The organism is Massilia sp. Dwa41.01b, from assembly GCF_014171775.1.
In the GTDB taxonomy this organism is placed as follows: domain Bacteria; phylum Pseudomonadota; class Gammaproteobacteria; order Burkholderiales; family Burkholderiaceae_D; genus Telluria.
Window position 1 is genome coordinate 4,466,832 of record NZ_CP050454.1, and the last position, 22,164, is coordinate 4,488,995.

Consider the following 22,164-nt stretch of genomic DNA (forward strand, 5'->3'; position numbering starts at 1 on the left):
GGCTTTTTTATTGGGCGTCACGGTGATCGGCGTCAGGGCGAAAAATAGGCCTCAGACGCGAAGGTAATCAGCACTACCAGCAGCACCGCCGCCACCAGTACCAGCAGCAGCCGGCCAAAGCGGGGCGAGCCGACGGTGTCGGGTTCCTGCGGATCGTTGTCGTCGCTGAACTCCCTCATGGTGCCACCTCCGGCAGCAGGATCGTCGAGCCGGTCGTGCGACGCGCCTCGAGGGCGATGTGGGCCTGCGCGGCCTCGGCCAGCGGGAAACGCTGGTTGATGCCGACCTTGATCTTGCCGCTGGCAACCATCTCGAACAGCTCGGCCGCCATCGACTCCAGCTCGGGACGCGTGGCTGCGTAGGCGCCCAGTGCAGGGCGGGTGATGAAGAGCGAACCGCGCGAAGCCAGCTCGCTCAGCGAGAACGGCGGCACGGCGCCGGAGGAGTTGCCGAAACTGACCATCAGCCCGCGCGGCTGCAGGCAGTCGAGCGAGCGGTGGAAGGTGTCCTTGCCGACCGAATCGTAGACGACCGGCACTTTCGCGCCACCCGTCATGTCCAGCACGCGCGCCACGATGTCCTCGCTGTTGTAGTTGATCACATGGGCTGCGCCATGGGCCAGGGCCAGCTCCGCCTTCTCGTTCGACCCCACCGTGCCGATGAGGTTCACGCCAAGTGCGCGGGCCCACTGGCAGGCGATCAGGCCAACGCCGCCGGCGGCCGCGTGGAACAGGATGGTCTGGCCCGGCTGCAGCGGATAAGTGCGGCGGAACAGGTATTGCACGGTCAGGCCCTGCAGCATCATCGCGGCCGCGGTCTCGAAGTCGATCGCGTCGGGCAAGCGCACCAGGATGTCGGCCGGCATGACGCGCACTTCGCTGTAGGCGCCGTTGGGCCGGCCGGCATAGGCCACGCGGTCGCCCGGCCGCAGGTGCGTGACGCCCTCGCCCACCGCCTCGACCACGCCCGCGCCTTCCCGGTCGAGGCCGGACGGCAGCGGCATCGGGTAGAGGCCGGTGCGGAAATACACGTCGATGAAATTCAGGCCGATGGCATGCTGGCGCACGCGCGCTTCGCCCGGGCCGGGTTCGCCGACCTCGACATCGACATACTCGAGCACCTCGGGCCCGCCCGTGCGCGCCATGCGGATCGCCTTGGCCATCATGCGCCCTCCTCCTCGCGCTGGCGGTCCATCAGCCGGCCCAGCACGAGGTGGGCGGTGGCGACGTTCGTTGCGCAAGCCACGTCGTGCACGTCGCAGGCGCGCACCAGCGCATTGATGTCCGGCTCGTGCGGCTGGGGCGTCATCGGGTCGCGCAGGAAGATCACGCAGTCGATCCCGCCGTCGACGAGCTGGGCGCCGATCTGCAGGTCGCCGCCGAAGGGACCCGAATGCTTGCACTCGACCGCGAGGCCGAGTTCGTTGATCAGGCGCGAACCGGTAGTGCCGGTTGCCGACAGGATGCAGGTGGCGAGGAAGTCGCGGTACTCACCGGCAAGGGTGATCATGTCGTCCTTCTTCTTGTCGTGCGCAATGAGCGCGATGCGGGGTTTCATTGTCTTCGTCTCTTTCCTTGTTTTGGCAGCGCTTATTTTGCAGCGCTCATTTTTTCAACGACAACAGCGTGATACCGGCGAGCACCAGCCCGGTTCCAAGCAATTGCACCGCGGTGATCGGTTCGCCCAGCAGCAGCGCGCCGAGGAACAGCGTCGACACGGGCCCCACCATGCCCGCCTGCGACGCCGCCGGGGCACCGATGCGCCCGACCGCGGCCATCGTCATGAACACCGGGAAGATAGTACAGAAAACGCCATTCACGAGCGAGAGCCCGAGCACCGGCAGCGGCTGCAGCAGCAGCGACGCCGGGCGCAGCAGGAAAACTGCAGCAGGCAGGCGGCACTCGAGACGCACATCGCGTAGGCCACCAGGCGCGCAGCGAGCCGACCCGGCGCACCATCTCGCCGGTACCGAGCAGGTAGAACGCGTAGCTGAGCGCCGCGCCCAGCACCAGCAGCGCTCCGAACAGGGTGTCCGCCCCGCCGCCGGCCAGGTCGTGCAGGAACACCAGCGCGATGCCGCAGTACGACAGCGCCAGCGCACACCATTCGGCCGGGGCGATGCGGCGCCGCAGGAACAGGGCCGTGATCGCCAGCACGAAGGTCGGCGTCAGGAACAGGATCAGGCGTTCCAGCCCGACGGAGACGTATTGCAGTCCGAGGAAGTCGAGCGTGCTCGACAGGTAATAGCCCAGCAGGCCCAGCCCGGTGATGCGCCAGCGGTCGGCGGCGGAAAGCGGGGGTCCGCTGCGCATCTTCCAGAGTGCGACACCAGCGAACACCGGAAGCGAGAACAGCATTCTGAAGGCGATCAATGTCACTGCGTCGATGTGGTATCGGTACAGCAGTTTGGCGACCACGGCCTTTGTGGAGAACAGAACGGCACCGCCGAGCGCCAGCGCAAGGCCAGCCAGCCAGGCGCGTCGTGGCGAAGATGTCGCAATCGTGGCAGTTTCAGGCGGGGTCATCCGGCGATTGTACGGGCAAGCACAGAATCAGGCTCGACAGAAGCCCTGAACGCAAAGCCGACTGCGCAGTCCAACCCTTGCAAACACAACCCATGAGGAGGAACAATGCCGAACTGGAGCATGAAGCGGCCACCCGGCCATCCGTCCCGCCCACCCTGGGGAGACGGCAGCGCGCCTTCCTGCACGAGGGAACCCCGATGACCGCCCTGATCCGCGTGGACGCGCAGCCCGGCCGCGAGCGGCCGCTGGTCATCGCCTGGCTGGCCGCCCTGGTTGCCCTGAGCTGGGCCTGCCCGGTATTCCGGCGCTGCACATCTCGACCGTCGAGCCGCTGGCGCTGCCGCCGGCGCAAGGCAGCACACCCCCACCCTACCGCGCGGCTGAGGTGGTGCTGGTGCTGGCCATGTGGGGGGCCATGCTGTCGGCCATGATGCTGCCGGCCTCGACCCCGACGATCCTGCTGTTCGCCCGCCTCAACCGGCTGGTGCATGCCGTACGCCACCCGAACCTGGCCACGCTGCTGTTCGTGATCGGCTACCTGGCGGTCTGGAGCGGCTTCGGCGCCTGTGCCACGCTCGCGCAATGGGCCCTGCACGATGCCGGCGCGCTCGACCCTGGCATGGCGATGGTCAACCCGAACGCCTGCGGACTGGCACTGGTGGCCGCCGGGGTCTACCAGTGGACGCCGGCAAAGCATGCCTGCCTGCAGGGTTGCCGGGCGCCCCTGTCCACTTTCCTGACCGGCTGGCGTCCCGGGCTGGCGGGAGCGCTGCGCATGGGCTTCGGACACGGCCTGTACTGTACCGGGTGTTGCTCGCTGCTGATGGCCCTGCTGTTCGTGGCAGGCGTGAACAACCTGGGGGCGCTGGTGGGCCTGGCCGCGCTGGTGCTGGCCGAAAAACTGCTGCCGGGTGGCACGGTGGTGGCCTGTATCGGTGGACTGGGCCTCGTTGCCTGGGGCACGCTGTTGCTATTTCCATAAGCTCGAGAGCAGTTTTACAGGCGGTGTGCATGTTAAAATGTCGGCCACTCTTGCATACAGGAACCTCGAAATCCCTTGCGCTGCCGGCGGCTTGTCGCCCTGCACCGCGCAGCGGGTTGGCGCGGTTCCCACACCGTCTAAGGAATTCTCGACATGGCTGGACACAGCAAATGGGCCAACATCAAGCACAAGAAAGCCGCGACTGACGCCAAGCGCGGCAAGATCTGGACCCGCTTGATCAAGGAAATCACGGTTGCGGCGCGCATGGGCGGCGGCGACATCGACGCCAACCCGCGCCTGCGCCTGGCGGTAGACAAGGCGGCTGACGCCAACATGCCGAAGGACAATGTAACCCGCGCGATCCAGCGCGGTTCGGGCAGCCTGGAAGGCGTGAACTACGAAGAGATCCGCTACGAAGGCTATGGCATCGGCGGCGCGGCCATCATCGTCGACTGCATGACCGACAACCGTGTGCGTACCGTGGCCGAAGTACGCCACGCCTTCAGCAAATACGGCGGCAACATGGGCACCGAGGGCTCGGTCGCCTTCATGTTCAAGCACACCGGCCAGTTCCTGTTCGCGCCCGGCGTGGACGAGGACAAGTTGATGGAAGCGGCCCTGGAAGCGGGCGCCGAGGACGTGGTGCAGGACGAGGAAGGCGGCTTCGAAGTGCTGTGCGATCCGTTCGCGTTCTCCAACGTCAAGGATGCGCTGGAAAAGGCCGGTTTCAAGGCCGAGGTCGCCGAAGTCATCATGAAGCCGGCCACCGAGACCGTGTTCACGGGCGAAGACGCGCTCAAGATGCAGAAGCTGCTCGACGCCCTGGAGAACCTGGACGACGTCCAGGAGATCTACACCAACGCCGTCATCGACGATCAATAAGCTTACCTACGCGCGCGAGCACACATGAAGATCCTGGTAGTCGGCTCTGGTGGCCGTGAACATGCCCTGGCCTGGAAACTGGCCCAATCCGAACGCGTGCAAATGGTGTATGTCGCGCCGGGCAATGGCGGCACGGCGCGCGACCCGCGCCTGGTGAACGTCGAGATCACGGACCCGGCCGCGCTGGCGGACTTCGTGGTGTCCGAACACATCGCCCTGACCCTGGTCGGCCCGGAAGCGCCGCTGGCCGCCGGCATCGTCAACCTGTTCCGCGCGCGCGGCCTGAAGATCTTCGGCCCGACGCGCGAGGCGGCCCAGCTGGAAAGCTCGAAGGACTTCGCCAAGGCCTTCATGCAGCGTCACGGCATCCCGACCGCGACATACCAGAGCTTTTCCGACGCCGCCGCGGCCCACGCCTATGTCGACGCCAACGGCGCGCCGATCGTCATCAAGGCCGACGGCCTGGCCGCTGGCAAGGGCGTGGTCGTCGCCATGTCGCTCGAGGAGGCACATGCCGCGGTGGATCGTATGCTGTCGGACAATGCCTTCGGCGACGCCGGCGCGCGCATCGTCATCGAACAATTCCTGGCGGGCGAAGAAGCGAGCTTCATCGTCATGTGCGACGGCAAGCACATCCTGCCGATGGCCACCTCGCAAGACCATAAACGCCTGAAAGACCACGACGAAGGCCCGAACACGGGCGGCATGGGAGCCTACTCCCCCGCGCCGATCGTCACCCCGGCCATGCATGCGCGCGTGATGCGCGAGATCATCAACCCGACCATCGCCGGCATGGCCAAGGACGGCATCACGTTCACCGGCTTCCTGTATGCCGGCCTGATGATCGACAGCGAAGGCAATCCGCGCACGCTGGAATTCAATTGCCGCATGGGCGATCCGGAAACCCAGCCGATCATGACGCGCCTGAAAAGCGATTTCGTCACCGTGCTCGAACACGCCTGCAACGGTACGCTCGACGCCGTCGATCTGGAATGGGACCGCCGTACCGCTGTCGGCGTCGTGCTGGCCGCGGGCGGTTATCCGGACAACCCACGCAAGGGCGACATCATCGAAGGCATCCCGCCCGAGACGCCGGAATGCGTCACCTTCCACGCCGGCACCAGCATCGTCGGCGGCACCCTGCAAACCAATGGCGGCCGCGTGCTGTGCGTGGTCGGCCTGGGCGACAGCGTCAAGATGGCGCAGAAGCAGGCCTATGAAGGTGTCGACAGGATTAGTTTCGACGGCGCCCAGTTCCGCCGCGATATCGGCTGGCGCGGGATTAAATAGGCGTATCGGTTTCGGAGCGGTGCACTGGCGAAAATAGACGCATCTCGAATTTCGAACCGTTGTACCGCGTGGAGTCAGGACTCCACCCTACGAATAGCTATGAATCGTAGGGTGGAGTCCTGACTCCACGCGTTTACACCGCAGGATCTGCCACCGGCTTCGCCCCGCAGTGTACAATCCCCCTCTTATTTTTCTTTCACGACGTCCCGCCTCATGTCCACCCCGAACCCTTCCGCGATCAAAACCTGGCTGCTCGACCTGCAGCAAGGCATCGTGTCGGCCCTGGAAGACGTGGACGGCAAGCCCTTCCTGCAGGACAGCTGGGAGCGTCCGGAAGGCGGTGGCGGCATCTCGCGCCTGATCGAGGAAGGCAATGTGCTGGAACGCGGCGGCGTGAATTTCTCGCACGTGACCGGCGCCAACCTGCCGCCTTCGGCCGCGGCCAGCCGCCCGGAACTGGCGGGCCGGGCCTGGGAAGCGATGGGCGTCTCGCTGGTGCTGCACCCGCGTAATCCCTATGCGCCGACCGTGCACATGAACGTGCGCTTCTTCGAAGCCACGGCAGAAGGCAAGGATCCGGTCTGGTGGTTCGGCGGCGGCATGGACCTGACGCCCTATTACGGCAACCTTGATGACGCGCGCCACTTCCACCGCGTCTGCCACGATGCGCTGGCGCCGTTTGGCGAAGGACTGCACCCCCGCTTCAAGAAATGGTGCGACGAGTATTTCTACCTGAAGCACCGCAAGGAAGCACGCGGCGTGGGCGGGATCTTCTTCGACGACTTCAACGAACTGCCTTTCGAAGAAGCCTTCGCGATGGTCAAGCGTGTCGGCGACGGTTTCATCGACGCCTACCTGCCGATCCTGCGCGCGCGCAAGGACACGCCGTATGGCGAACGCGAGCGCGATTTCCAGGCTTACCGGCGCGGCCGCTATGTCGAGTTCAACCTGGTCTGGGACCGCGGTACGCACTTCGGCCTGCAGTCGGGCGGACGCACCGAGGCGATCCTGATGTCCTTGCCGCCGATCGTCAAATGGCGCTACGACTGGCATCCGGAAGCGGGAAGCGCGGAAGCCGCGCTGTACACCGACTTCCTGCCGCACCGGGACTGGCTCGCTTCGTGACGGCCTGTGTCGCCCTGCTGGGGGGCAGTTTCGATCCCGTCCACCATGGCCATATCGCACTGGCGCGGCTGTTTTTCGAATTGCTGCATCCCGACCAGCTGCGCGTGCTGCCGGCCCGCCCATGGCAGAAAGCGGCGCTGCAGGCGAGCGACGAAGACCGGGTAGCCATGCTGGAACTGGCGTTTTGCGATGCCGGCCTGCCTGTCATCATTGACCGCCAGGAAATCGATCGCGGCGCCCCGAGCTATACCGTCGAGACCCTGCGCGGCCTGCGCGCCGAACTCGGGCCGGCGGCGTCGATCGTCTTCATCATGGGGGCCGACCAGCTGCAAAAACTCGACAGCTGGCGCGACTGGCAGGCGCTGTTTGGCCTGGCCAACCTCGCGGTGGCCGCACGGCCGGGCTATACGCTGGACCAGGATGCGCTGCCGCAGGCGGTGGCGCGCGAACTGGCGCCGCGCCTGGCAACACCCGAACAGGTAAGCACCACGCCCGCGGGCCTGGTCTGCCTTGCGCACACGCTGGCGGTCGATATTTCCGCGACGCAGGTGCGCGCAGCATTAAAAAATGGCGCCTTGTCGGGCGCCGCCTCCCCTTCCCTTCCCCGGGCGGGCGCGGGAGCGGAGGGCACACCCGAGGGCGCGGACAATTCGCTCGTTTCGCGGGTAGTGCTAGACTATATTCAACACCATAATTTATACAAGAGCTAATGGATATCAAAAAACTGCAAACGGTCGTCGTGGACGCCCTCGAGGACGTCAAGGGCCAGGAAATCATGCTGTTCGACACGACCCACCTGACCAGCCTGTTCGACCGCATCGCGGTCGTGTCGGGCACGTCGAATCGCCAGACGAAGGCACTCGCTGCCTCGGTGCGGGACAAGGTCAAGGAAGCAGGCGGCAACGTGATCGGCCTGGAAGGCGAAGACACCGGCGAATGGGTGCTGGTCGACCTGGGCGACATGATCGTGCACATCATGCAGCCGGCCATCCGCCAGTACTACCGCCTGGAAGAAATCTGGGGCGAAAAGCCGGTCAAGCTGGGCGCGGCCAAGCGCAAGTCCACCGCGGAAGCCGTGGACGCCGAGCCGAAGACGAAGTCGAAGCACCTCGCTGCGAACCAGGACCAGCCGGAAGCCAAGCCGGTCAACGAGCGCAAGCCGGCGGCTAAGCGGGCTTCGACAGTGTCGAAGACAAGCGCAGCGAAAACGACCGCTACCAAGACCGCCGCCGCGAAGAAGCCGGCAGCGAAGAAGGCACCAGTCGGCAAGACCGTGAAAGTCGCGCCAAGCAAGAGCGAGATCGCCGCCGTTGAGGCAACCAAGGCCAAGCCGCCGAAGCGCGTCACCAAGGCAGCCGCGCCGGCCGATGCCGAGCCGGTCAAGAAGGTCATCAAGCGCGTCGCCAGGAAGGCTGCCGAGTAAGCACGGGCAGCCGCGCCGGCAACTGGACAGGCAAGCGGGCACGCAACTGTGCCCTGCCCGCCTGGCAGCGGGTCCAGTACCCGTTTGCCGCTGCGGGGCGCCTGCGATCTGGCAGATAGGTTTTAATGCAACTGATTATCGCTGCGGTCGGCCACAAGATGCCGGCCTGGATCGAAACCGGCTTTGCCGAGTACGCGAAACGCATGCCACCCGAGCTGCGCATCGTGCTCAAGGAAATCAAGCCGGTCGAGCGCTCCGGCAGCAAGACGGCCGCCACCGCGATGGCGCTCGAACGCGAGCGTATCGAGGCCGCCTTGCCGAAGAGCGTACGCATCATCGCGCTCGACGAGCGTGGCCGTGACCTGACAAGTGTTGGATTGTCTCAACAATTGATGAATTGGCAACAGGACGGGCGCGATACCGCTTTCCTGATCGGCGGTGCCGATGGCCTCGATCCGGAGCTGAAGGCGCGTGCCGAAGGCTTGATCCGTATTTCCAGCATGACGCTGCCGCACGGTATGGTGCGGGTGATGCTGGCGGAACAGCTCTACCGTGCCTGGTCCATCACCCAGAACCATCCATACCACCGCGTCTGACTCCGCCATGAAAGTACTGGACAAGAAAATCTACCTCGCCTCGAAGAGCCCGCGGCGTCGTGAATTGCTGCGCCAGGTAGGCGTCGACTTCGAGTTGCTGATGCTGCGCAGCGACCCGGCCAGAGGCGCCGACGTCACCGAGGAAGTGCATCCGGGCGAGCCGGCGCATGAGTATGTGGTACGGGTGGCGCTCGAGAAAGGCGCGTTTGCCTGGAAGATGCTGCAGCAGCGGCGCCAGCCGCCGCGTCCGGTGCTGACGGCCGATACCACCGTGACCGTCGACGACGAGATCCTCGGCAAACCCGCCGATGCGCGCGAAGCGGTCGCCATGCTCGAGCGGCTGTCGGGCCGCACCCACCAGGTGCTGACGACGGTCGCGGTGCATTATGTCGACATGGCCGAGCACGTCACCCAGGTGTCGAACGTGCGCTTCGCCAAACTCACGCCGCAGGCGATCCGCGCCTATTGCGCCACGTCCGAACCCTACGACAAGGCCGGCGGCTACGGCATCCAGGGCCTGGCGGCACTCTTCGTGGAGCATATCGAAGGCAGCCACTCGGGCATCATGGGCCTGCCGCTGTTCGAGACGGCCGCGCTACTGCGCCGGGCCGGCGTACTGATCTAGCGGCGCTACCGGCGTCGGGCAAGGCCCGTCCGCGTTCGTGGCCGCCTTCTTCAGGCGGCTTTCTTCTTCAAGCGGAACAGCTTCGGTGTCAGCAGGTGATCGCCGCTTGCCATCACGCGTTGCGTCATCTGCTGCAGCCTGTCGATTCCTTCCTTCGAGTCCATGTCGCAAAACGCCAGCACGTCGCGCGCCGGCATGGCAACCGCATAGCCTCTGTTGACCAGGGGTAGCGCTTCGTATTGCCAGAAGCGCTCGCGCAGGAACACGCTGGCCTCGAACACCCCGTTCAGGAAAACGCCGAAGATCGGGCCATGCTTTTCCACGTTCAGCTGGGTGTCGCATAGCTGGTCGAGGTTGGCCATCGCTTGCCGGTGCAATTGTTCCGTCGAGATGCCGGCTTCGCGCAGGTGGCGCTTCTGAACGAAGACGAGACCCTGCGGCTCGTCGACAACATAGGCGATGGCGACGTCATCGGTCAGGCGCGTCAGCACGGGACTGTCGTCGTCGGGTACGCTGGCGGATGCGCCGGACTCGACCGCCTTCATGTAGGTGACTGCGCGGGAAAGGAACTCGTTCATGGTGGGGGCGGAAGAAGGGCAACCTCGCTGCTGCTCGGCGCAAAAAACAGTTTCGCAATATTTCTTAACATCAAGATAGCGGATTGTTGGTGCTTGCGCAACGTTTTGCCTTTCGTCCTGTTGTATTAACCGGCGCTTAAGCGGCCGCTGGCCGTGGCCGCCCTGTCCACGCTCCGTCATCCCAGCGTGTATCATTACACTCTGAACAATATCCTGTGCAGCGGTCCATGAACGAAGACATCCTCATCAATATCACCCCGCAGGAAACGCGCGTGGCGCTGGTTCTGCAGGGCGCGGTGCAGGAGTTGCACATCGAGCGCACCCTGACGCGTGGCCTGGCCGGCAACGTCTATTCGGGCAAGGTCGTGCGCGTGTTGCCGGGCATGCAGTCGGCCTTCATCGATATCGGCCTGGAGCGCGCAGCCTTCCTGCACGTGGCCGACATCTGGGAAGCGCGCCCGCACGACAATTCGAACGTGCCGCAGACCCCGATCGAAAAGCTGCTCTACGACGGCCAGGTACTGACCGTGCAGGTCATCAAGGACCCGATCGGCACCAAGGGCGCGCGCCTGTCGACGCAGATCTCGATCGCCGGGCGCATGCTGGTCTACCTGCCCCAGGATAACCACATCGGCATCTCGCAGAAAATCGAGAAGGAAGCCGACCGCGAACTGCTGCGCACGCGCATGGCAGGCTTGCTGCCGGCCGAGGAAAAAGGCGGCTACATCGTGCGCACGCAAGCCGAGGAAGCGTCCGACGCCGACCTGGCCGCCGACATCGATTACCTGCGCAAAACCTGGGCCGCGATCCAGAACGGCGCCCGCACCCGCCCGGCCACGAGCCTCCTCTACCAGGACCTGAACCTGGCCCAGCGCGTGCTGCGCGACTTCGTGCACGACGAAACGGCCACGATCCAGGTCGACTCGCGCGAGAACTACGTGAAGCTGGTCGAGTTCGCCCAGATGTACACGCCGAGCGTGCTGGCGAGATTACAGCACTATACCGGCGAGCGGCCGCTGTTCGACCTGTATGGCGTCGAGGAAGAAATCCTGCGTGCGCTGGGCCGGCGCGTGGATTTGAAATCCGGCGGCTACCTGATCGTCGACCAGACCGAGGCGATGACGACGATCGACGTGAATACCGGCGGTTTTGTGGGCGGCCGCAATTTCGCCGACACCATTTTCAAGACCAACCTGGAAGCGGCACATGCGATCGCGCGCCAGCTGCGCCTGCGCAACCTGGGTGGCATCATCATCCTCGACTTCATCGACATGGAGAACAACGAGCACCGCAACCAGGTGCTCGCGGAGCTCAAGAAGACGCTGGCGCGCGACCGCACCAAGGTGTCGGTGAGCGGCTTCTCGGCGCTGGGCCTGGTCGAGATGACGAGGAAGCGCACGCGCGAGTCGCTGGCCCACATCCTGTGCGAGCCCTGCCCGGCCTGCGCCGGCAAGGGACAAGTCAAAACCTCGCGCACGATCTGCTACGAAATCCTGCGCGAACTGCTGCGCGAAGCCAAGCAGTTCAACCCGCGCGAATTCCGCATCCTGGCCTCGCAGGAAGTGGTCGATTTGTTCCTGGAAGAAGAATCGCAGCACCTGGCGATGCTGGGCGACTTCATCGGCAAGAAGATCTCGCTGCAGGTGGAAAAGGGGTACCACCAGGAGCAGTACGACGTCATCCTGATGTAGACGGAAAAAAGGGGCGCCGCGGCGCCCCTTGCTTTCGCGAACGGCGCAGCAGGATCAAGCGTCGGCGAACAGCGACAGCACGAACAGCACGATCCAGACGATGAAATAGCTGTTGTTCTGCTTGAGCACCTTGGCGCGCTTGAACAGGTACACCGGCACGATGAAGGCGGCGCCCATGCTGTCGGTGTCGTGGCCTGCCTGCTTGAGCTTTTTCTCGTCGGCAATCGACAGGGCGATATTGATTATTAGGGTGGTCCACCAGAAGCTGCTGATATCCTTGTCGGTCAGGCCGGACAGGAAGCCAGCCGCGAACACGCCCAGCAGCGGCCCGAACGCCAGCCACCAGACCAGGGCGTTGCTCACAGCCGCGCCGGTCAGCGGTGGCGGGGTCGCCGAAAACTGTCCGGCGAAGGACGTCGTCTCCAGGGTCATCCAGTCCGTCATGCCGCGGCTCCAGACATAGGAGCCGCGTCCCAGCCTGTTGGCGGCGATCAGGCCGAGGATGTCCGCTTCCCTGACCGGCCCCGTGCGCACGCCGTTGGACTCATAGTGCCATTCCACTTCCGGACTGACTGCTTCGGCATTTCCCATTGTCTTTTCTTCCTGGTGTTGAGCTGCTCACCGGGCGGCGCAGCATGCTATGTTGGCGACCATCGCCGGCAAGACGGTGCCCCTGCGGCACCGCTATGATTTTTGTAGCGATCGACTGTAAGCAGTCTAGCCAATAAATATGCCAGAAGCAACAATTTTTCCAGAAAGAAATACCTGATGAGGCAAGGGTTCGCAATAGACTGGCAGGGCTTGTGGAACAGGCTCGGCAAACCGGCTCCTCCCGCCCTGCTCGCGGCGCTGCTGGCCGCCTACAGCGAACCGCAGCGCCACTATCACACCCTGCAGCACCTGGGGGAATGCCTGTCGCACTTCGACGCCGAATATGCGCATGTGCCCGCCGCGCTCTTCGCCAGCAAGCGGCGCGACGTGCTGCAGCGCTTCCTTGCGCGTTCCGCCATTTACCATACGGCACATTTCGCCGCGACCCTCGAGGCGCGTGCCCGCGCCAACCTGGGGGCGGCACTCGCCCGCGGATAGCGTGCCGGTACGCGCCGCTGCAGGGACGGATGTCCGGCGCCATACCATGCCAGCAGGTATCCGCCTGTAGCAAGAATCAGACCTTTTCGCGGCATGCCGCTACGTGCGCACGCAGCACGATCGGCGCACCCCGCGCAGGCGGTTCCGATGGCGTAGTATCGGGGCGATACAGCAGCGCGCTGCACAGCTTCGCGGCCCTTGGCCTTCAAGGTCGCGCCATCCGGGAACGCAGGTCCAGGGTGCCGCCATGATCGACAGACGAGACATACTGCAGTTCATTTTTAACGCGCACCTGAGTTTGTTTAACACGCGGCGCGACCACGAGTGGCGGGTCATCATCAGCGCCATGATTTTGATGGGTGCGGTCGACGCGACCGTGCTGACAGTGAAAATCTGCCTGTCGATTCGCCAGCAAGACCTGTGGACGGCAGCCCTGGCCGTGCTGTTCCTGTCGATTGCCTGGTACCAGTGGGGTGTTCAGGTGCGCAACAGGGTCGACCGCGTGGCCATGGACAAGGTACTCGATGCAATGTGCAACGAGATCCAGGAAGAACGCGATAGCCCCATGCGCGCCGGCATCGATCGCGAGGACGAACGCATGCCCGGCTCACGGGTCGACATCATTCTGCATTACACCTACCTGTGGGCATTCATTCCCCAGATGCTGGTGCTGCTGATCGCGGTCCTGCTGTCGGCCTACGTGCCGCTGATGGTGTCGGGTTGCCCGCGTTCGACAATCCTGACCTGTCCGACGCCAGGCTCCGCCCTGCCAGCTGCTTCCCCGGGAACCGCTCCGGCGGCCGCTCCCACGGCTGTGACTCCGGCTGCGCCAGCCACGGGTGCGCCCGCCGCCACTCCCGTCAGCGCGTCGCCGTCGGGAAGAACAACTGCTGGCCCGCCGGCCTGAAGGCGGCAATGCGGGCCTGTCCCTCGTTCGAGGTGATCCACTCGATCAGCTGCTTGGCGCCGCCATAGTTCACACCCGGGTGCCTGGCCGGATTGACGGCGATGATGCCGTAGGGGTTGAACATGCGCTTGTCGCCCTCGACCAGCACCGCCAGGCCCGTCTTGGCCTTGTAGGCGCCGTAGGTGGCGCGGTCGGTCAACGTGTAGGCACGCAGTTCGGCCGCCATGTTCAATACTTCGCCCATGCCCAGGCCCGCCGACACATAGGCAGCGCCGGCGGGTTTGGTGCCCGCCTGCTGCCAGTAGCCCTTCTCCATCACGTCGGTGCCGGAGTTGTCGCCGCGCGAGATGAATTTCGCGCCGCTGGCGGCGATCTTGCCGAAGGCGGCAATCACGTCCTTTCCACCCTTGACCCTGGCGGGATCTGCTTGCGGGCCGACGACAATAAAATCGTTGTACATCACGTCGCGCCGGTCGACGCCCCAGCCTTCGCCGACGAACCGGTCCTCGAGCTGGCGCGCATGCACCAGGGTGACATCGACGTCGCCATTCTTGCCCAGTTCCAGGGCCTTGCCGGTGCCAACCGAGATTACCTTCACCTTGATGCCGGTCTTCGCCTCGAAAGGCGGCAGCAGCCAGGCCAGCAGGCCCGAATTTTCCGTGCTGGTCGTGGTCGACAGGCGCAGGGCTTTCGGTGCGTCCGCTTCTTGCGCCAGGACGGAAGGTGCGGCGAAAGAGGCGCAGAGCAGGACGGCCAGCAGACTACGGCGTTTCATCGGGTTCTCCCTTGTGGAATGGTCGGTATTCGAGACGCCCGTCGCGCAGCTTCAGGCGACGCACGCCGGGTAGTCCAATCAGGTCGCGGTCATGGCAGGCCATGACGACGGTACTGCCCTTTTGCAGCAGGGTCGGGATCAGGGCGATCACCTGTTCGCGCGCCGGTCCGTCCAGGTTCGCGGTGGGTTCGTCCAGCAGCAGCAGGCGCGGCTCCAGCACGCTGGCCCGTGCCAGCGCCACGCGCTGCTTTTCGCCGCCCGACAGGCGCGCCGGATCGGTCGCGCGCAGGTGCGCGACTCCCGCCCAGGCCATCGCCTCCTCCACCGCCTGTGCCACCCGCGCCTTGCTCTCGCCGCGCGCCAGCAGGCCGTAGGCGATGTTGTGGGCGACACTGGTGGAAAACATGATCGGATGCTGGTGCACGTAGACGATGGCGCGGCGCAGTGCGCCTGGATACGGCTGCAGCGTGACCGCGGCCCCATCGAAGGCCACGCTGTCGACCTGCGCGCTTTCCAGTCCGGCCAGCACGCGCAGCAGCGTGCTCTTGCCAACACCGTTGGCGCCGGTCAGCACATAGGCGCTGGCCGCGTCCAGCCGCAATGCATCGATATCGAACAGGATGCGCGCGCCGTGGCGCTTGCGCAGTCCGCGCAAGTCCAGCAGGGGCGCGCCGTGCAAACTCATGCGCGTCCCCCGGCCGTATGCGCCTCGCCCTGCAGCAGCATCAGCGCGCCATTCATCAGGAGCGCCAGGGCGACGAGCACGATGCCCAGCGCAATGCCCTGCGCGAACTCGCCCTTGCTCGTCTCCAGCGCGATGGCCGTCGTGATGGTGCGGGTTTCGCCTTCGATGTTCCCGCCCACCATCAGCGCGCAGCCCACTTCCGAGATCACACGGCCGAAGCCGCTGATGACGGCCGCCATCACGCCATAGCGCGCCTCAAACAGGACGGTGGCCATGACCCGCCAGCGCGAGGCGCCCAGCGCCCGTGCGGTCTCGGCGTAGCGCGGGTCGAGTGCCTGCACCGCCGCCAGCGTAAAGGCGAGCAGCACCGGCAGTCCCACCACGCACTGGCCGAGGATGATGCCCTGCTGCGAGAACAGCCACTCGAGCGCCCCGAGCGGCCCGCGCCGCGACAGCAGCAGGTACAGCAGCAATCCGATCAGGACGGTGGGCAGCGACAGCGCGCATTGCGCCAGCCAGACGGCGATACGGCGGCCCGGGAAGCGGTGCATGGCGATCGCGTAGCCGAGCAGGATGGCGGGCGGCGCGGCCAGCAGCAGGCCGATGACGCTGGTCTTGACCGATACCCAGATGATGCGCCACAGGGCAGCGTCGCCGGAAAACAGCAGGGTAAATGCGTGCGCCGTGGCGTCGAACAGGGACATTTACGCGGGACGTGCGGCAGTGGCGAGCTCAAACAGTTCCGGTTCGAACTCCAGGCGCTCCTGCCCCGCCAGCAGCAGGAAGTGCTTGCCCGTGCAGCGCGCCAGCAGCGACATGCCGACCTTCTGCGCCACCATGTGCCCCATCTGGGTCGTGCCCGAGCGCGACAGCAGGAAGGGAATGCCCATCTGGGCGCCCTTGATCACCATTTCCGAGGTCAGCCGGCCAGTCGTGTAGAACACCTTGTCGGCACCAGGCATCTCCTCCAGCCACATCAGCCCGGCGATGGCGTCGACGGCGTTGTGGCGGCCGACATCCTCGACGAAATACAGCAGTTCTCCCGTGTTCGAAAACAGCGCGCAGCCGTGCACGGAGCCGGCCTGCTTGTAGATCGATTGCTGCGTGCGGATGGTGTCGACGATGCGGTACACGACCGACTGGGCCAGGCGCGCATCAAGCGGCAGCGCGATGCTGTCGACTTCGTCCATCAGCCCGCCGAACACCGAACCCTGGCCGCAGCCGGTGGTTACCACTTTTTTCGCGGTGCGCTCCTCGATGTCGCGGATGCCGCTGCGCGTGACGACGGCCACGGCGTCCACCGACCAGTCGACCTGCACCGAGACCACGTCGGCGATGTCGCGCACCAGGCGCTGGTTGCGCAGGTAGCCCAGCGTCAGCGCTTCCGGTGCACCGCCCAGCGTCATCAGGGTGACCAGTTCGCGCTTGTCGACGTAGACGGTGAGCGGACGCTCGGCGGGAATGGCGATGTTTGATGCGCGGCCACGCTCGTCGAGCGCGCTCACCTCGTGCGTGAGCGGCGCATGCGCACTTGACAACAGGGGACGCGATCCGGAACGAGGGCGTGGCAGGTCTGGGCAGTTCATGTTGTCGATTCTGCCACATCACCCAGGATTTGGCCGCCACCGTAGCTGCCCTGCGGTGCGGGCTCCCCGCCGGGCGTCAGCTTGATCGCGCAGTACTTGAATTCCGGGATCTTGCCGTAGGGGTCGAGCGCGGCGTTCGTCAGCCGGTTGATGGCGGCCTCGTAGTAGCAGAACGGGACGAACACGGCGCCCACGGGCGAACTGTCGTCGGCGCGCGCATACAGCACGACCTGGCCGCGACGCGAGGCAATGGTGACCGGGTCGCCCGGCCGGATACCCAGGCGCTGCAAATCGAGCGGATGCACCAGCGCCACCGGATCGGGCTCGATCGCGTCGAGCACGCCGGCGCGCCGCGTCATGCTGCCGGTGTGCCAGTGTTCGAGCTGGCGGCCCGTGATCAGGACCATCGGGTAGTCGGCGTCAGGCCGCTCGTCGGCCGGGATGATATCGGCCGGCACGAAACGGGCGCGTCCGCCTTCGCGCGGGAATTCAGCCGTGAACACCACCGGCTGGCCAGGGTCGCCCTCCTCGCGGCAGGGATAGACCACGGCACCCTCGCTTTCCAGCCGCTCCCAGGTGATGCCGGCAATGCTAGGCATCAGGCGGCGCATCTCGTCGAACACCTCGGACACGTGGGTGTACGACCAGGGCAGGCCGAGGCGCTTGCCCATCTCCTGGACGATCCACAGGTCCTGGCGCGCGTCGCCTGGCGGATCGATGGCCTGGCGGCCCAGCTGCAGCAGGCGGTCGGTATTGGTGAAGGTGCCGGTCTTTTCCGGGAAGCTTGACGCCGGCAGGATGACGTCGGCGAGATAGGCCGTCTCGGTCAGGAAAATGTCCTGCACCACCAGGTGCTCGAGCGCGGCCAGTGCAGCGCGCGCGTGGTTCGCGTCCGGGTCGGACATGGCCGGGTTTTCGCCCATGATGTACATGCCGCGCACCTGCCCCGCCAGGATCGCGTCCATGATCTCGACCACCGTCAGGCCCGGTTTCGGGTCGAGCCTGGCCTGCCAGGCCGCCTCGAACTTCGCGCGCACGGCCGGGTTGTCGACGCGGCCGTAATCGGGCAGCATCATCGGGATCAGGCCGGCGTCCGACGCGCCCTGCACGTTGTTCTGGCCGCGCAGCGGATGCAGGCCGGTGCCGGGACGGCCGATCTGCCCCGTCATCAGGGCCAGCGCAATCAGGCAGCGCGCGTTGTCGGTGCCGTGCACGTGCTGCGACACGCCCATGCCCCACAGGATCATCGAGCCCTTCGACGTCGCATACAGGCGCGCAACCTCGCGGATGGTGGCGGCATCGATGCCGCAGATCGGCGCCATCGCTTCCGGGCTGTAGTCGCGCACGTTCTCTGCCAGCTCGGCATAGCCCAGCGTGCGCTCGGCGATGAAGGCCGGGTCCACCAGGTTTTCGGCGACAATTACGTGCATCATGGCGTTCAGCAGCGCGACGTCGGTATCGGGCTTGAACTGCAGGTAGCGGTGCGCGTGGCGCGCAAGTTCCGAGCGGCGCGGATCGAGCACGATCAGTTTGGCGCCGGCCCGCACGGCATTCTTGATCCAGGTGGCCGCCACCGGGTGGTTCACGGTCGGGTTGGCGCCGATGACGAGGATGACCTCGGCGCGCGTCACATCCATCACCGGGTTCGACACCGCGCCCGAGCCGATCCCTTCCAGCAGGGCCGCCACCGAGGACGCGTGGCACAGGCGGGTGCAGTGGTCGACATTGTTGCTGCCGAAGCCGGTGCGCACCAGCTTCTGGAACAGATAGGCTTCCTCGTTGCTGCCCTTGGCCGAGCCGAAGCCGGCCAGGGCCGCACCGCCGTGGCTGTCGCGAATCCGCGCCAGAGCACCGCCGGCCAGCGCCAGCGCTTCTTCCCAGCTGGCCTCGCGGAATACGTCGAGCACGCGTTCCGGGTCCATCGTGAACTCGCCCGTCCCGGGCACGCCCTCGCGGCGGATCAGGGGTGTAGTCAGGCGATGCGGATGGTGGGCGTAGTCGAAGCCGTAGCGGCCCTTGACGCACAGGCGGCCGTGGTTGGCAGGGCCGTCGCGCCCTTCGACGGCGACGATGCGCTCGTCCTTGACCTGGTAAGTGAGCTGGCAGCCGACGCCGCAGTAGGGGCAAACCGAATCGACCTGGCGATCCGGCACCAGCAGCGCCGCGCCGCGCGCCGGGGTCAAGGCGCCGGTCGGGCAAGCCTGCACGCATTCGCCGCAGGCTACGCAGGTGGAGGCGCCGAGCGGGTCATCCTGGTCGAACACGATCTTCGCATCTTCGCCGCGGAAAGCCAGGCCGATCACGTCATTGACCTGCTCGTCGCGGCAGGCGCGTACGCAGCGGGTGCACTGGATGCAGGCATCGAGGTTGACGCTGATGGCCGCGTGCGTCCCGTCTGGCTGCGGCCGGCGCCGCGTGGGCTGGAAGCGCGAGCCTGTCACGCCCGGCGCGCAGCCCACTCGTCCAATTCGTTGCGCCGCGTGTACCCGGCTTCGGGCATGTCGGCCAGCAGCAGCTCGAGCACCATCTTCTGCGCCTTCGTTGCGCGCGGGCTGCTAGTGTGCACCTTCATGCCGGCGCCGGGATGGCGGCAGCAGGATGGCGTAAGCGTGCGCTCGCCCTCGATCTCGACCATGCAGGAGCGGCAGTTGCCGACCGCTTCCAGGCCCGGCTTGTAGCAGAGGTGCGGGATGGCGATGCCTTCGCGGGCGGCGACCTCGATCAGGGTTTCATGCGCTTGCGCCTCGACCATGCGGCCATCGAGTTCGAAGGAAACGGTGTGGAGGGGGGCGTTCATGGCTGCACCGCCGGTTGGGCTAGTTCATGGGAAAAGTACTGGACGACGCAATCGACGGGATTCGGCGCGGCCTGGCCCAGCCCGCAGATCGAAGCGTCGCGCATCACCTGCGACAGCTCGGCCAGCAGCGCCGTGTCCCATGCGTGGCCGGGCTGTTCGATCAGCGCCAGCGCCTTGGCCGTACCGTTGCGGCAGGGGGTGCACTGGCCGCAGGATTCATCCTTGAAGAAAGCCAGCGTGTTGCGCGCCGCGCCCACTGCGCTGTCGTGCTGCGAGAGCACGATGACGGCGGCCGAGCCGATGAAGCAGCCATGGGGCTGCAGGGTATCGAAGTCGAGCGGGATGCCGGCTTTCGACGCGGGCAGGATGCCGCCCGAGGCGCCGCCCGGCAGGTAGGCGTAGAAAATATGCCCCTCCTGCATGCCGCCGCAATACTCGTCGATCAGCTCCGCCGCCGTGATGCCTGCCGGGGCCAGTTTGACGCCCGGTTCGCGCACCCGGCCCGAGACCGAGAACGAGCGCAGTCCGTGGCGGCCATGGCGGCCGAAGCCGGAGAACCAGGCGGCGCCGCGCTCGAGGATCTCGCGCACCCAGTGCAGCGATTCGAAGTTGTGTTCCAGCGTGGGCCGGCCGAACAGGCCGACCTGCGCCACATAGGGCGGACGCAGGCGCGGCATGCCGCGCTTGCCCTCGATCGACTCGATCATGGCCGACTCTTCGCCGCAGATGTAGGCGCCGGCACCGCGCCGCAGGTGGATCGCGGGCATGCCCTGTACCGGCGGGTCGGCCAGCAAGGCCGCCAGCTCGGCCTGCAGCATGCGGCGGCAGCCGTGGTACTCGTCGCGCAGGTAGATATAGATGGCCTCGATCCCGACCGCCCAGGCGGCAATGAGCGCGCCTTCGAGGAAGCGGTGCGGGTCGCGCTCCAGGTAGACGCGATCCTTGAAGGTGCCCGGTTCGCCTTCGTCGATGTTAATCGCCATCAGGCGCGGGCCGGCTTCGGCGCGCACCAGGCGCCACTTGCGCCCGAGCGGAAAACCGGCGCCTCCCAGGCCGCGCAGGCCCGAATCTTCGAGCGTGCCGATGACGGCTTCCACATCGTGCAGGCCGGCCACGCAGTCGCGCAGCAGCGCATAGCCGCCACCTGCGCGGTAGGCCGCGTAGCCGATCTGGCCAGTCACGGTGTCGGTCATGACGCCCGTCGCCACCGGGCCGTCACCTTGTCGGCATCGGCCTGCGCCACCGGGTACTGGCCGACCAGCACCGCGGGCGCCGCCTCGCAGCGGCCGATGCAGGGCGCAGCCAGCACCCGCACCTCGCGCCCGAGCAGGGCCGGCAATTTGTCCAGCAGGCCGCGCGCACCGGCCAGTTCGCAGGACAGGTCGGCGCAGACGCGCACCGTCAGCGCCGCCGGTGCGCTCCCCCCTTCTTTCACGATGTCGAAGTGGTGATAGAAGCTGGCGACCTCGTAGACCTCGACCTGGGCCATGCCCAGTTCCTGCGCCAGCGCGGCCAGGTGCCGGCTGGCCAGGCAGCCGGCGCCGTCCTGGATGCGGTGCAGGTACTCGATCAGCAGGTCGCGCCGCCGCGGCAGGTGGCCAAGCAGGGCCTGCACTTCGACGAGCGCCTGCGGGTCGACACGGCGGCCCTTGGGCGCCTCGCGCTTGCGCTGGCGGCTGGCGCCGCTGATCGCGATCGGGATGATGGGGTGGTTCATGGTCAGGTGGTCGCTGGAACGTTGAGCCTGGCTGCGCCGCAGGCGCGTGCGGCCATGCCGAAAGCCATCAGCCTAACATGATGTTTTTGTTACCGGAACAGGCAATTTGGCGGCGGCCCAGGCCAGCAGTGGCGGGTGCGGCATCGGGCGAGGACAAACCGCCCGGCGGCCCGTTCTGCCTCGCAGGTCTTGCCGGCCTTGATCGCGGCAAAGAGACGGATATGCACGATCGGCGTAGAATCTACGCAGGATCGGCGTATCGGTACACAGGAGGGAACATGGCAACGTCTTACAACATCGACGCGAAGCTCGATGAAACGCTGGAACAGCTGAAACTGCACTTGGGCGCCTCGTCCAAGGCGGAAGTGCTGCGCAAGGCGGTGGCCCTGCTCAACGTGGCAACCCGGCATGAGAATGCCGACGGCAGCGTGACGATTCTCCAGCAAAACAGCAGCGACAAGCCCAACGAAACCAAGGTTATCCTGAGATGAACGCGCCCAACACCGTCGTCCTCGATGACGTGTCGGTCGGTGGTATCGAAGGCGCCAGGCGTGCGAGCATCCTGTGGGATATCGTCCTGCGCGCATTCATGGTTGCCGTCGTCAGCGGCATCTTTATCTGGCTCAACTGGCAGGTCATCGATTTCGTCCTCGATGGGCTCAAGCTGGATGAGAAAATGCTTGCGGCGAAGTCCATCGTTCCGGCGGACCGGCTGGTGACCTCGGAAGTCATGATGGCCCTGATCGGGGCGACCGTGATCCAGACCGGGGCCGGCTTCATCGCGATCACCTCTTACCTGTTCCCGAAGCGGATTTCGCAGGAGAAGTGAGGTCCGCGAATGAGCGGGCGCCAGTGCCGGTCCGCAGCCCGCTCCGGTGCTTGCCGCGCAGC

23 protein-coding genes and 3 pseudogenes are annotated in these 22,164 nt (G+C 65.9%); 14 read left to right on the forward strand and 12 right to left on the reverse strand.

What is annotated here, in order from left to right:
• Positions 1 to 32 precede the first annotated feature (32 nt).
• From G4G28_RS20530 to G4G28_RS20545, 4 genes and pseudogenes are all read right to left on the reverse strand, one after another.
• The gene (locus tag G4G28_RS20530) at positions 33 to 179 is read right to left on the reverse strand and encodes a hypothetical protein (RefSeq protein WP_182989715.1); all 147 of its coding nucleotides are present in this window, start codon (positions 177 to 179) and stop codon (positions 33 to 35) included.
• A complete protein-coding gene (locus tag G4G28_RS20535) occupies positions 176 to 1,162 on the reverse strand; it encodes a quinone oxidoreductase (RefSeq protein WP_183108496.1) in 987 nt (328 codons plus the stop codon). Before G4G28_RS20535 ends, G4G28_RS20530 begins: the two co-directional genes overlap by 4 nt.
• Positions 1,162 to 1,557 carry a methylglyoxal synthase gene (locus G4G28_RS20540; protein ID WP_182989716.1) on the reverse strand — a complete coding sequence of 132 codons (396 nt, stop codon included), beginning with the start codon at positions 1,555 to 1,557 and terminating at the stop codon, positions 1,162 to 1,164. The genes G4G28_RS20535 and G4G28_RS20540 overlap by 1 nt, the downstream gene beginning before the upstream one ends.
• 46 nt (positions 1,558 to 1,603) lie before the next feature.
• Positions 1,604 to 2,525, reverse strand: a pseudogene (locus tag G4G28_RS20545) (DMT family transporter).
• A 77-nt stretch (positions 2,526 to 2,602) separates the two neighbouring features.
• Here G4G28_RS20545 and G4G28_RS20550 point away from each other — a divergent pair.
• From G4G28_RS20550 to G4G28_RS20590, 9 genes are all read left to right on the forward strand, one after another.
• Positions 2,603 to 2,956 carry a hypothetical protein gene (locus tag G4G28_RS20550; protein ID WP_210283269.1) on the forward strand — a complete coding sequence of 118 codons (354 nt, stop codon included), beginning with the start codon at positions 2,603 to 2,605 and terminating at the stop codon, positions 2,954 to 2,956.
• Positions 2,929 to 3,507 (forward strand): DUF2182 domain-containing protein, encoded by a 579-nt coding sequence (locus G4G28_RS20555; RefSeq protein ID WP_229508108.1) that lies wholly within the window; start codon positions 2,929 to 2,931, stop codon positions 3,505 to 3,507. Before G4G28_RS20550 ends, G4G28_RS20555 begins: the two co-directional genes overlap by 28 nt.
• 153 nt (positions 3,508 to 3,660) lie before the next feature.
• Positions 3,661 to 4,389: a YebC/PmpR family DNA-binding transcriptional regulator gene (locus G4G28_RS20560; protein WP_182989719.1), complete on the forward strand. Its 729-nt coding sequence runs from the start codon at positions 3,661 to 3,663 to the stop codon at positions 4,387 to 4,389.
• A 24-nt stretch (positions 4,390 to 4,413) separates the two neighbouring features.
• Positions 4,414 to 5,679 (forward strand): phosphoribosylamine--glycine ligase, encoded by a 1,266-nt coding sequence (purD, locus tag G4G28_RS20565; RefSeq protein WP_182989720.1) that lies wholly within the window; start codon positions 4,414 to 4,416, stop codon positions 5,677 to 5,679.
• A 213-nt stretch (positions 5,680 to 5,892) separates the two neighbouring features.
• A complete protein-coding gene (gene hemF / locus G4G28_RS20570; protein ID WP_182989721.1) occupies positions 5,893 to 6,804 on the forward strand; it encodes an oxygen-dependent coproporphyrinogen oxidase in 912 nt (303 codons plus the stop codon).
• Positions 6,801 to 7,514 carry a nicotinate (nicotinamide) nucleotide adenylyltransferase gene (nadD, locus tag G4G28_RS20575; RefSeq protein ID WP_229425226.1) on the forward strand — a complete coding sequence of 238 codons (714 nt, stop codon included), beginning with the start codon at positions 6,801 to 6,803 and terminating at the stop codon, positions 7,512 to 7,514. The genes hemF and nadD overlap by 4 nt, the downstream gene beginning before the upstream one ends.
• Positions 7,514 to 8,227, forward strand: coding sequence for a ribosome silencing factor (gene rsfS / locus G4G28_RS20580; RefSeq protein ID WP_182989723.1), 714 nt, complete (start codon positions 7,514 to 7,516; stop codon positions 8,225 to 8,227). The genes nadD and rsfS overlap by 1 nt, the downstream gene beginning before the upstream one ends.
• 125 nt (positions 8,228 to 8,352) lie before the next feature.
• On the forward strand, positions 8,353 to 8,823 hold the full coding sequence (rlmH, locus tag G4G28_RS20585) for a 23S rRNA (pseudouridine(1915)-N(3))-methyltransferase RlmH (protein WP_182989724.1): 471 nt from the start codon (positions 8,353 to 8,355) through the stop codon (positions 8,821 to 8,823).
• Between the two features lie 7 nt (positions 8,824 to 8,830).
• Positions 8,831 to 9,448, forward strand: coding sequence for a nucleoside triphosphate pyrophosphatase (locus tag G4G28_RS20590; RefSeq protein ID WP_182989725.1), 618 nt, complete (start codon positions 8,831 to 8,833; stop codon positions 9,446 to 9,448).
• Between the two features lie 50 nt (positions 9,449 to 9,498).
• Here G4G28_RS20590 and G4G28_RS20595 read toward each other — a convergent pair whose 3' ends face one another.
• Entirely contained in the window at positions 9,499 to 10,026 is a 528-nt protein-coding gene (locus tag G4G28_RS20595) for a DUF1444 family protein (protein WP_182989726.1), read from the reverse strand.
• A 227-nt stretch (positions 10,027 to 10,253) separates the two neighbouring features.
• Between G4G28_RS20595 and rng the strand changes: the two genes are divergently transcribed.
• Positions 10,254 to 11,717 carry a ribonuclease G gene (gene rng / locus G4G28_RS20600; protein ID WP_182989727.1) on the forward strand — a complete coding sequence of 488 codons (1,464 nt, stop codon included), beginning with the start codon at positions 10,254 to 10,256 and terminating at the stop codon, positions 11,715 to 11,717.
• A gap of 54 nt (positions 11,718 to 11,771) precedes the next feature.
• On the opposite strand, the gene G4G28_RS20605 is transcribed toward rng, so the two are convergent.
• Entirely contained in the window at positions 11,772 to 12,308 is a 537-nt protein-coding gene (locus tag G4G28_RS20605) for a DUF4339 domain-containing protein (RefSeq protein ID WP_182989728.1), read from the reverse strand.
• A gap of 177 nt (positions 12,309 to 12,485) precedes the next feature.
• Here G4G28_RS20605 and G4G28_RS20610 point away from each other — a divergent pair, with 177 nt between their 5' ends.
• Positions 12,486 to 12,806 carry a hypothetical protein gene (locus G4G28_RS20610; protein WP_182989729.1) on the forward strand — a complete coding sequence of 107 codons (321 nt, stop codon included), beginning with the start codon at positions 12,486 to 12,488 and terminating at the stop codon, positions 12,804 to 12,806.
• Between the two features lie 247 nt (positions 12,807 to 13,053).
• Entirely contained in the window at positions 13,054 to 13,713 is a 660-nt protein-coding gene (locus tag G4G28_RS20615) for a hypothetical protein (RefSeq protein WP_182989730.1), read from the forward strand.
• Here the strand turns inward: G4G28_RS20615 and G4G28_RS20620 are convergent.
• From G4G28_RS20620 to G4G28_RS20645, 6 genes and pseudogenes are all read right to left on the reverse strand, one after another.
• Positions 13,667 to 14,488, reverse strand: coding sequence for a substrate-binding domain-containing protein (locus G4G28_RS20620; protein WP_182989731.1), 822 nt, complete (start codon positions 14,486 to 14,488; stop codon positions 13,667 to 13,669). The two genes, G4G28_RS20615 and G4G28_RS20620, sit on opposite strands and share 47 nt — an antisense overlap.
• Entirely contained in the window at positions 14,475 to 15,173 is a 699-nt protein-coding gene (locus G4G28_RS20625) for an energy-coupling factor ABC transporter ATP-binding protein (protein WP_182989732.1), read from the reverse strand. Before G4G28_RS20625 ends, G4G28_RS20620 begins: the two co-directional genes overlap by 14 nt.
• A complete protein-coding gene (locus G4G28_RS20630) occupies positions 15,170 to 15,877 on the reverse strand; it encodes an ABC transporter permease (protein ID WP_182989733.1) in 708 nt (235 codons plus the stop codon). The genes G4G28_RS20625 and G4G28_RS20630 overlap by 4 nt, the downstream gene beginning before the upstream one ends.
• A complete protein-coding gene (locus tag G4G28_RS20635; protein WP_182989734.1) occupies positions 15,878 to 16,759 on the reverse strand; it encodes a formate dehydrogenase accessory sulfurtransferase FdhD in 882 nt (293 codons plus the stop codon).
• Positions 16,756 to 19,556: pseudogene (gene fdhF / locus G4G28_RS20640) on the reverse strand (formate dehydrogenase subunit alpha). The gene G4G28_RS20635 and the pseudogene fdhF overlap by 4 nt, the downstream one beginning before the upstream one ends.
• A pseudogene (locus G4G28_RS20645) lies at positions 19,553 to 21,273 on the reverse strand (NADH-ubiquinone oxidoreductase-F iron-sulfur binding region domain-containing protein). The pseudogenes fdhF and G4G28_RS20645 overlap by 4 nt, the downstream one beginning before the upstream one ends.
• A gap of 80 nt (positions 21,274 to 21,353) precedes the next feature.
• Between G4G28_RS20645 and G4G28_RS20650 the strand changes: the two are divergent.
• Both G4G28_RS20650 and G4G28_RS20655 read left to right on the forward strand, forming a co-directional pair.
• Positions 21,354 to 21,764, forward strand: coding sequence for a hypothetical protein (locus tag G4G28_RS20650; protein ID WP_210283270.1), 411 nt, complete (start codon positions 21,354 to 21,356; stop codon positions 21,762 to 21,764).
• Positions 21,761 to 22,102 (forward strand): hypothetical protein, encoded by a 342-nt coding sequence (locus G4G28_RS20655; RefSeq protein WP_182989736.1) that lies wholly within the window; start codon positions 21,761 to 21,763, stop codon positions 22,100 to 22,102. The genes G4G28_RS20650 and G4G28_RS20655 overlap by 4 nt, the downstream gene beginning before the upstream one ends.
• Positions 22,103 to 22,164: the final 62 nt, after the last annotated feature.

Bases quoted from the DNA above. Each gene is read 5' to 3' on its own strand.
- G4G28_RS20625 (WP_182989732.1), bottom strand. From the start codon at position 15,173: ATGAGTTTGCACGGCGCGCCCCTGCTGGACTTGCGCGGACTGCGCAAG.
- G4G28_RS20650 (WP_210283270.1), top strand. From the start codon at position 21,354: ATGTTTTTGTTACCGGAACAGGCAATTTGGCGGCGGCCCAGGCCAGCA.
- G4G28_RS20530 (WP_182989715.1), bottom strand. From the start codon at position 179: ATGAGGGAGTTCAGCGACGACAACGATCCGCAGGAACCCGACACCGTC.
- G4G28_RS20615 (WP_182989730.1), top strand. From the start codon at position 13,054: ATGATCGACAGACGAGACATACTGCAGTTCATTTTTAACGCGCACCTG.
- G4G28_RS20540 (WP_182989716.1), bottom strand. From the start codon at position 1,557: ATGAAACCCCGCATCGCGCTCATTGCGCACGACAAGAAGAAGGACGAC.
- purD (WP_182989720.1), top strand. From the start codon at position 4,414: ATGAAGATCCTGGTAGTCGGCTCTGGTGGCCGTGAACATGCCCTGGCC.
- G4G28_RS20595 (WP_182989726.1), bottom strand. From the start codon at position 10,026: ATGAACGAGTTCCTTTCCCGCGCAGTCACCTACATGAAGGCGGTCGAG.
- G4G28_RS20655 (WP_182989736.1), top strand. From the start codon at position 21,761: ATGAACGCGCCCAACACCGTCGTCCTCGATGACGTGTCGGTCGGTGGT.
- G4G28_RS20635 (WP_182989734.1), bottom strand. From the start codon at position 16,759: ATGAACTGCCCAGACCTGCCACGCCCTCGTTCCGGATCGCGTCCCCTG.
- rlmH (WP_182989724.1), top strand. From the start codon at position 8,353: ATGCAACTGATTATCGCTGCGGTCGGCCACAAGATGCCGGCCTGGATC.
- hemF (WP_182989721.1), top strand. From the start codon at position 5,893: ATGTCCACCCCGAACCCTTCCGCGATCAAAACCTGGCTGCTCGACCTG.
- G4G28_RS20620 (WP_182989731.1), bottom strand. From the start codon at position 14,488: ATGAAACGCCGTAGTCTGCTGGCCGTCCTGCTCTGCGCCTCTTTCGCC.
- G4G28_RS20560 (WP_182989719.1), top strand. From the start codon at position 3,661: ATGGCTGGACACAGCAAATGGGCCAACATCAAGCACAAGAAAGCCGCG.
- G4G28_RS20535 (WP_183108496.1), bottom strand. From the start codon at position 1,162: ATGGCCAAGGCGATCCGCATGGCGCGCACGGGCGGGCCCGAGGTGCTC.
- G4G28_RS20605 (WP_182989728.1), bottom strand. From the start codon at position 12,308: ATGGGAAATGCCGAAGCAGTCAGTCCGGAAGTGGAATGGCACTATGAG.
- G4G28_RS20555 (WP_229508108.1), top strand. From the start codon at position 2,929: ATGTGGGGGGCCATGCTGTCGGCCATGATGCTGCCGGCCTCGACCCCG.
- G4G28_RS20590 (WP_182989725.1), top strand. From the start codon at position 8,831: ATGAAAGTACTGGACAAGAAAATCTACCTCGCCTCGAAGAGCCCGCGG.
- G4G28_RS20610 (WP_182989729.1), top strand. From the start codon at position 12,486: ATGAGGCAAGGGTTCGCAATAGACTGGCAGGGCTTGTGGAACAGGCTC.
- rsfS (WP_182989723.1), top strand. From the start codon at position 7,514: ATGGATATCAAAAAACTGCAAACGGTCGTCGTGGACGCCCTCGAGGAC.
- rng (WP_182989727.1), top strand. From the start codon at position 10,254: ATGAACGAAGACATCCTCATCAATATCACCCCGCAGGAAACGCGCGTG.
- G4G28_RS20630 (WP_182989733.1), bottom strand. From the start codon at position 15,877: ATGTCCCTGTTCGACGCCACGGCGCACGCATTTACCCTGCTGTTTTCC.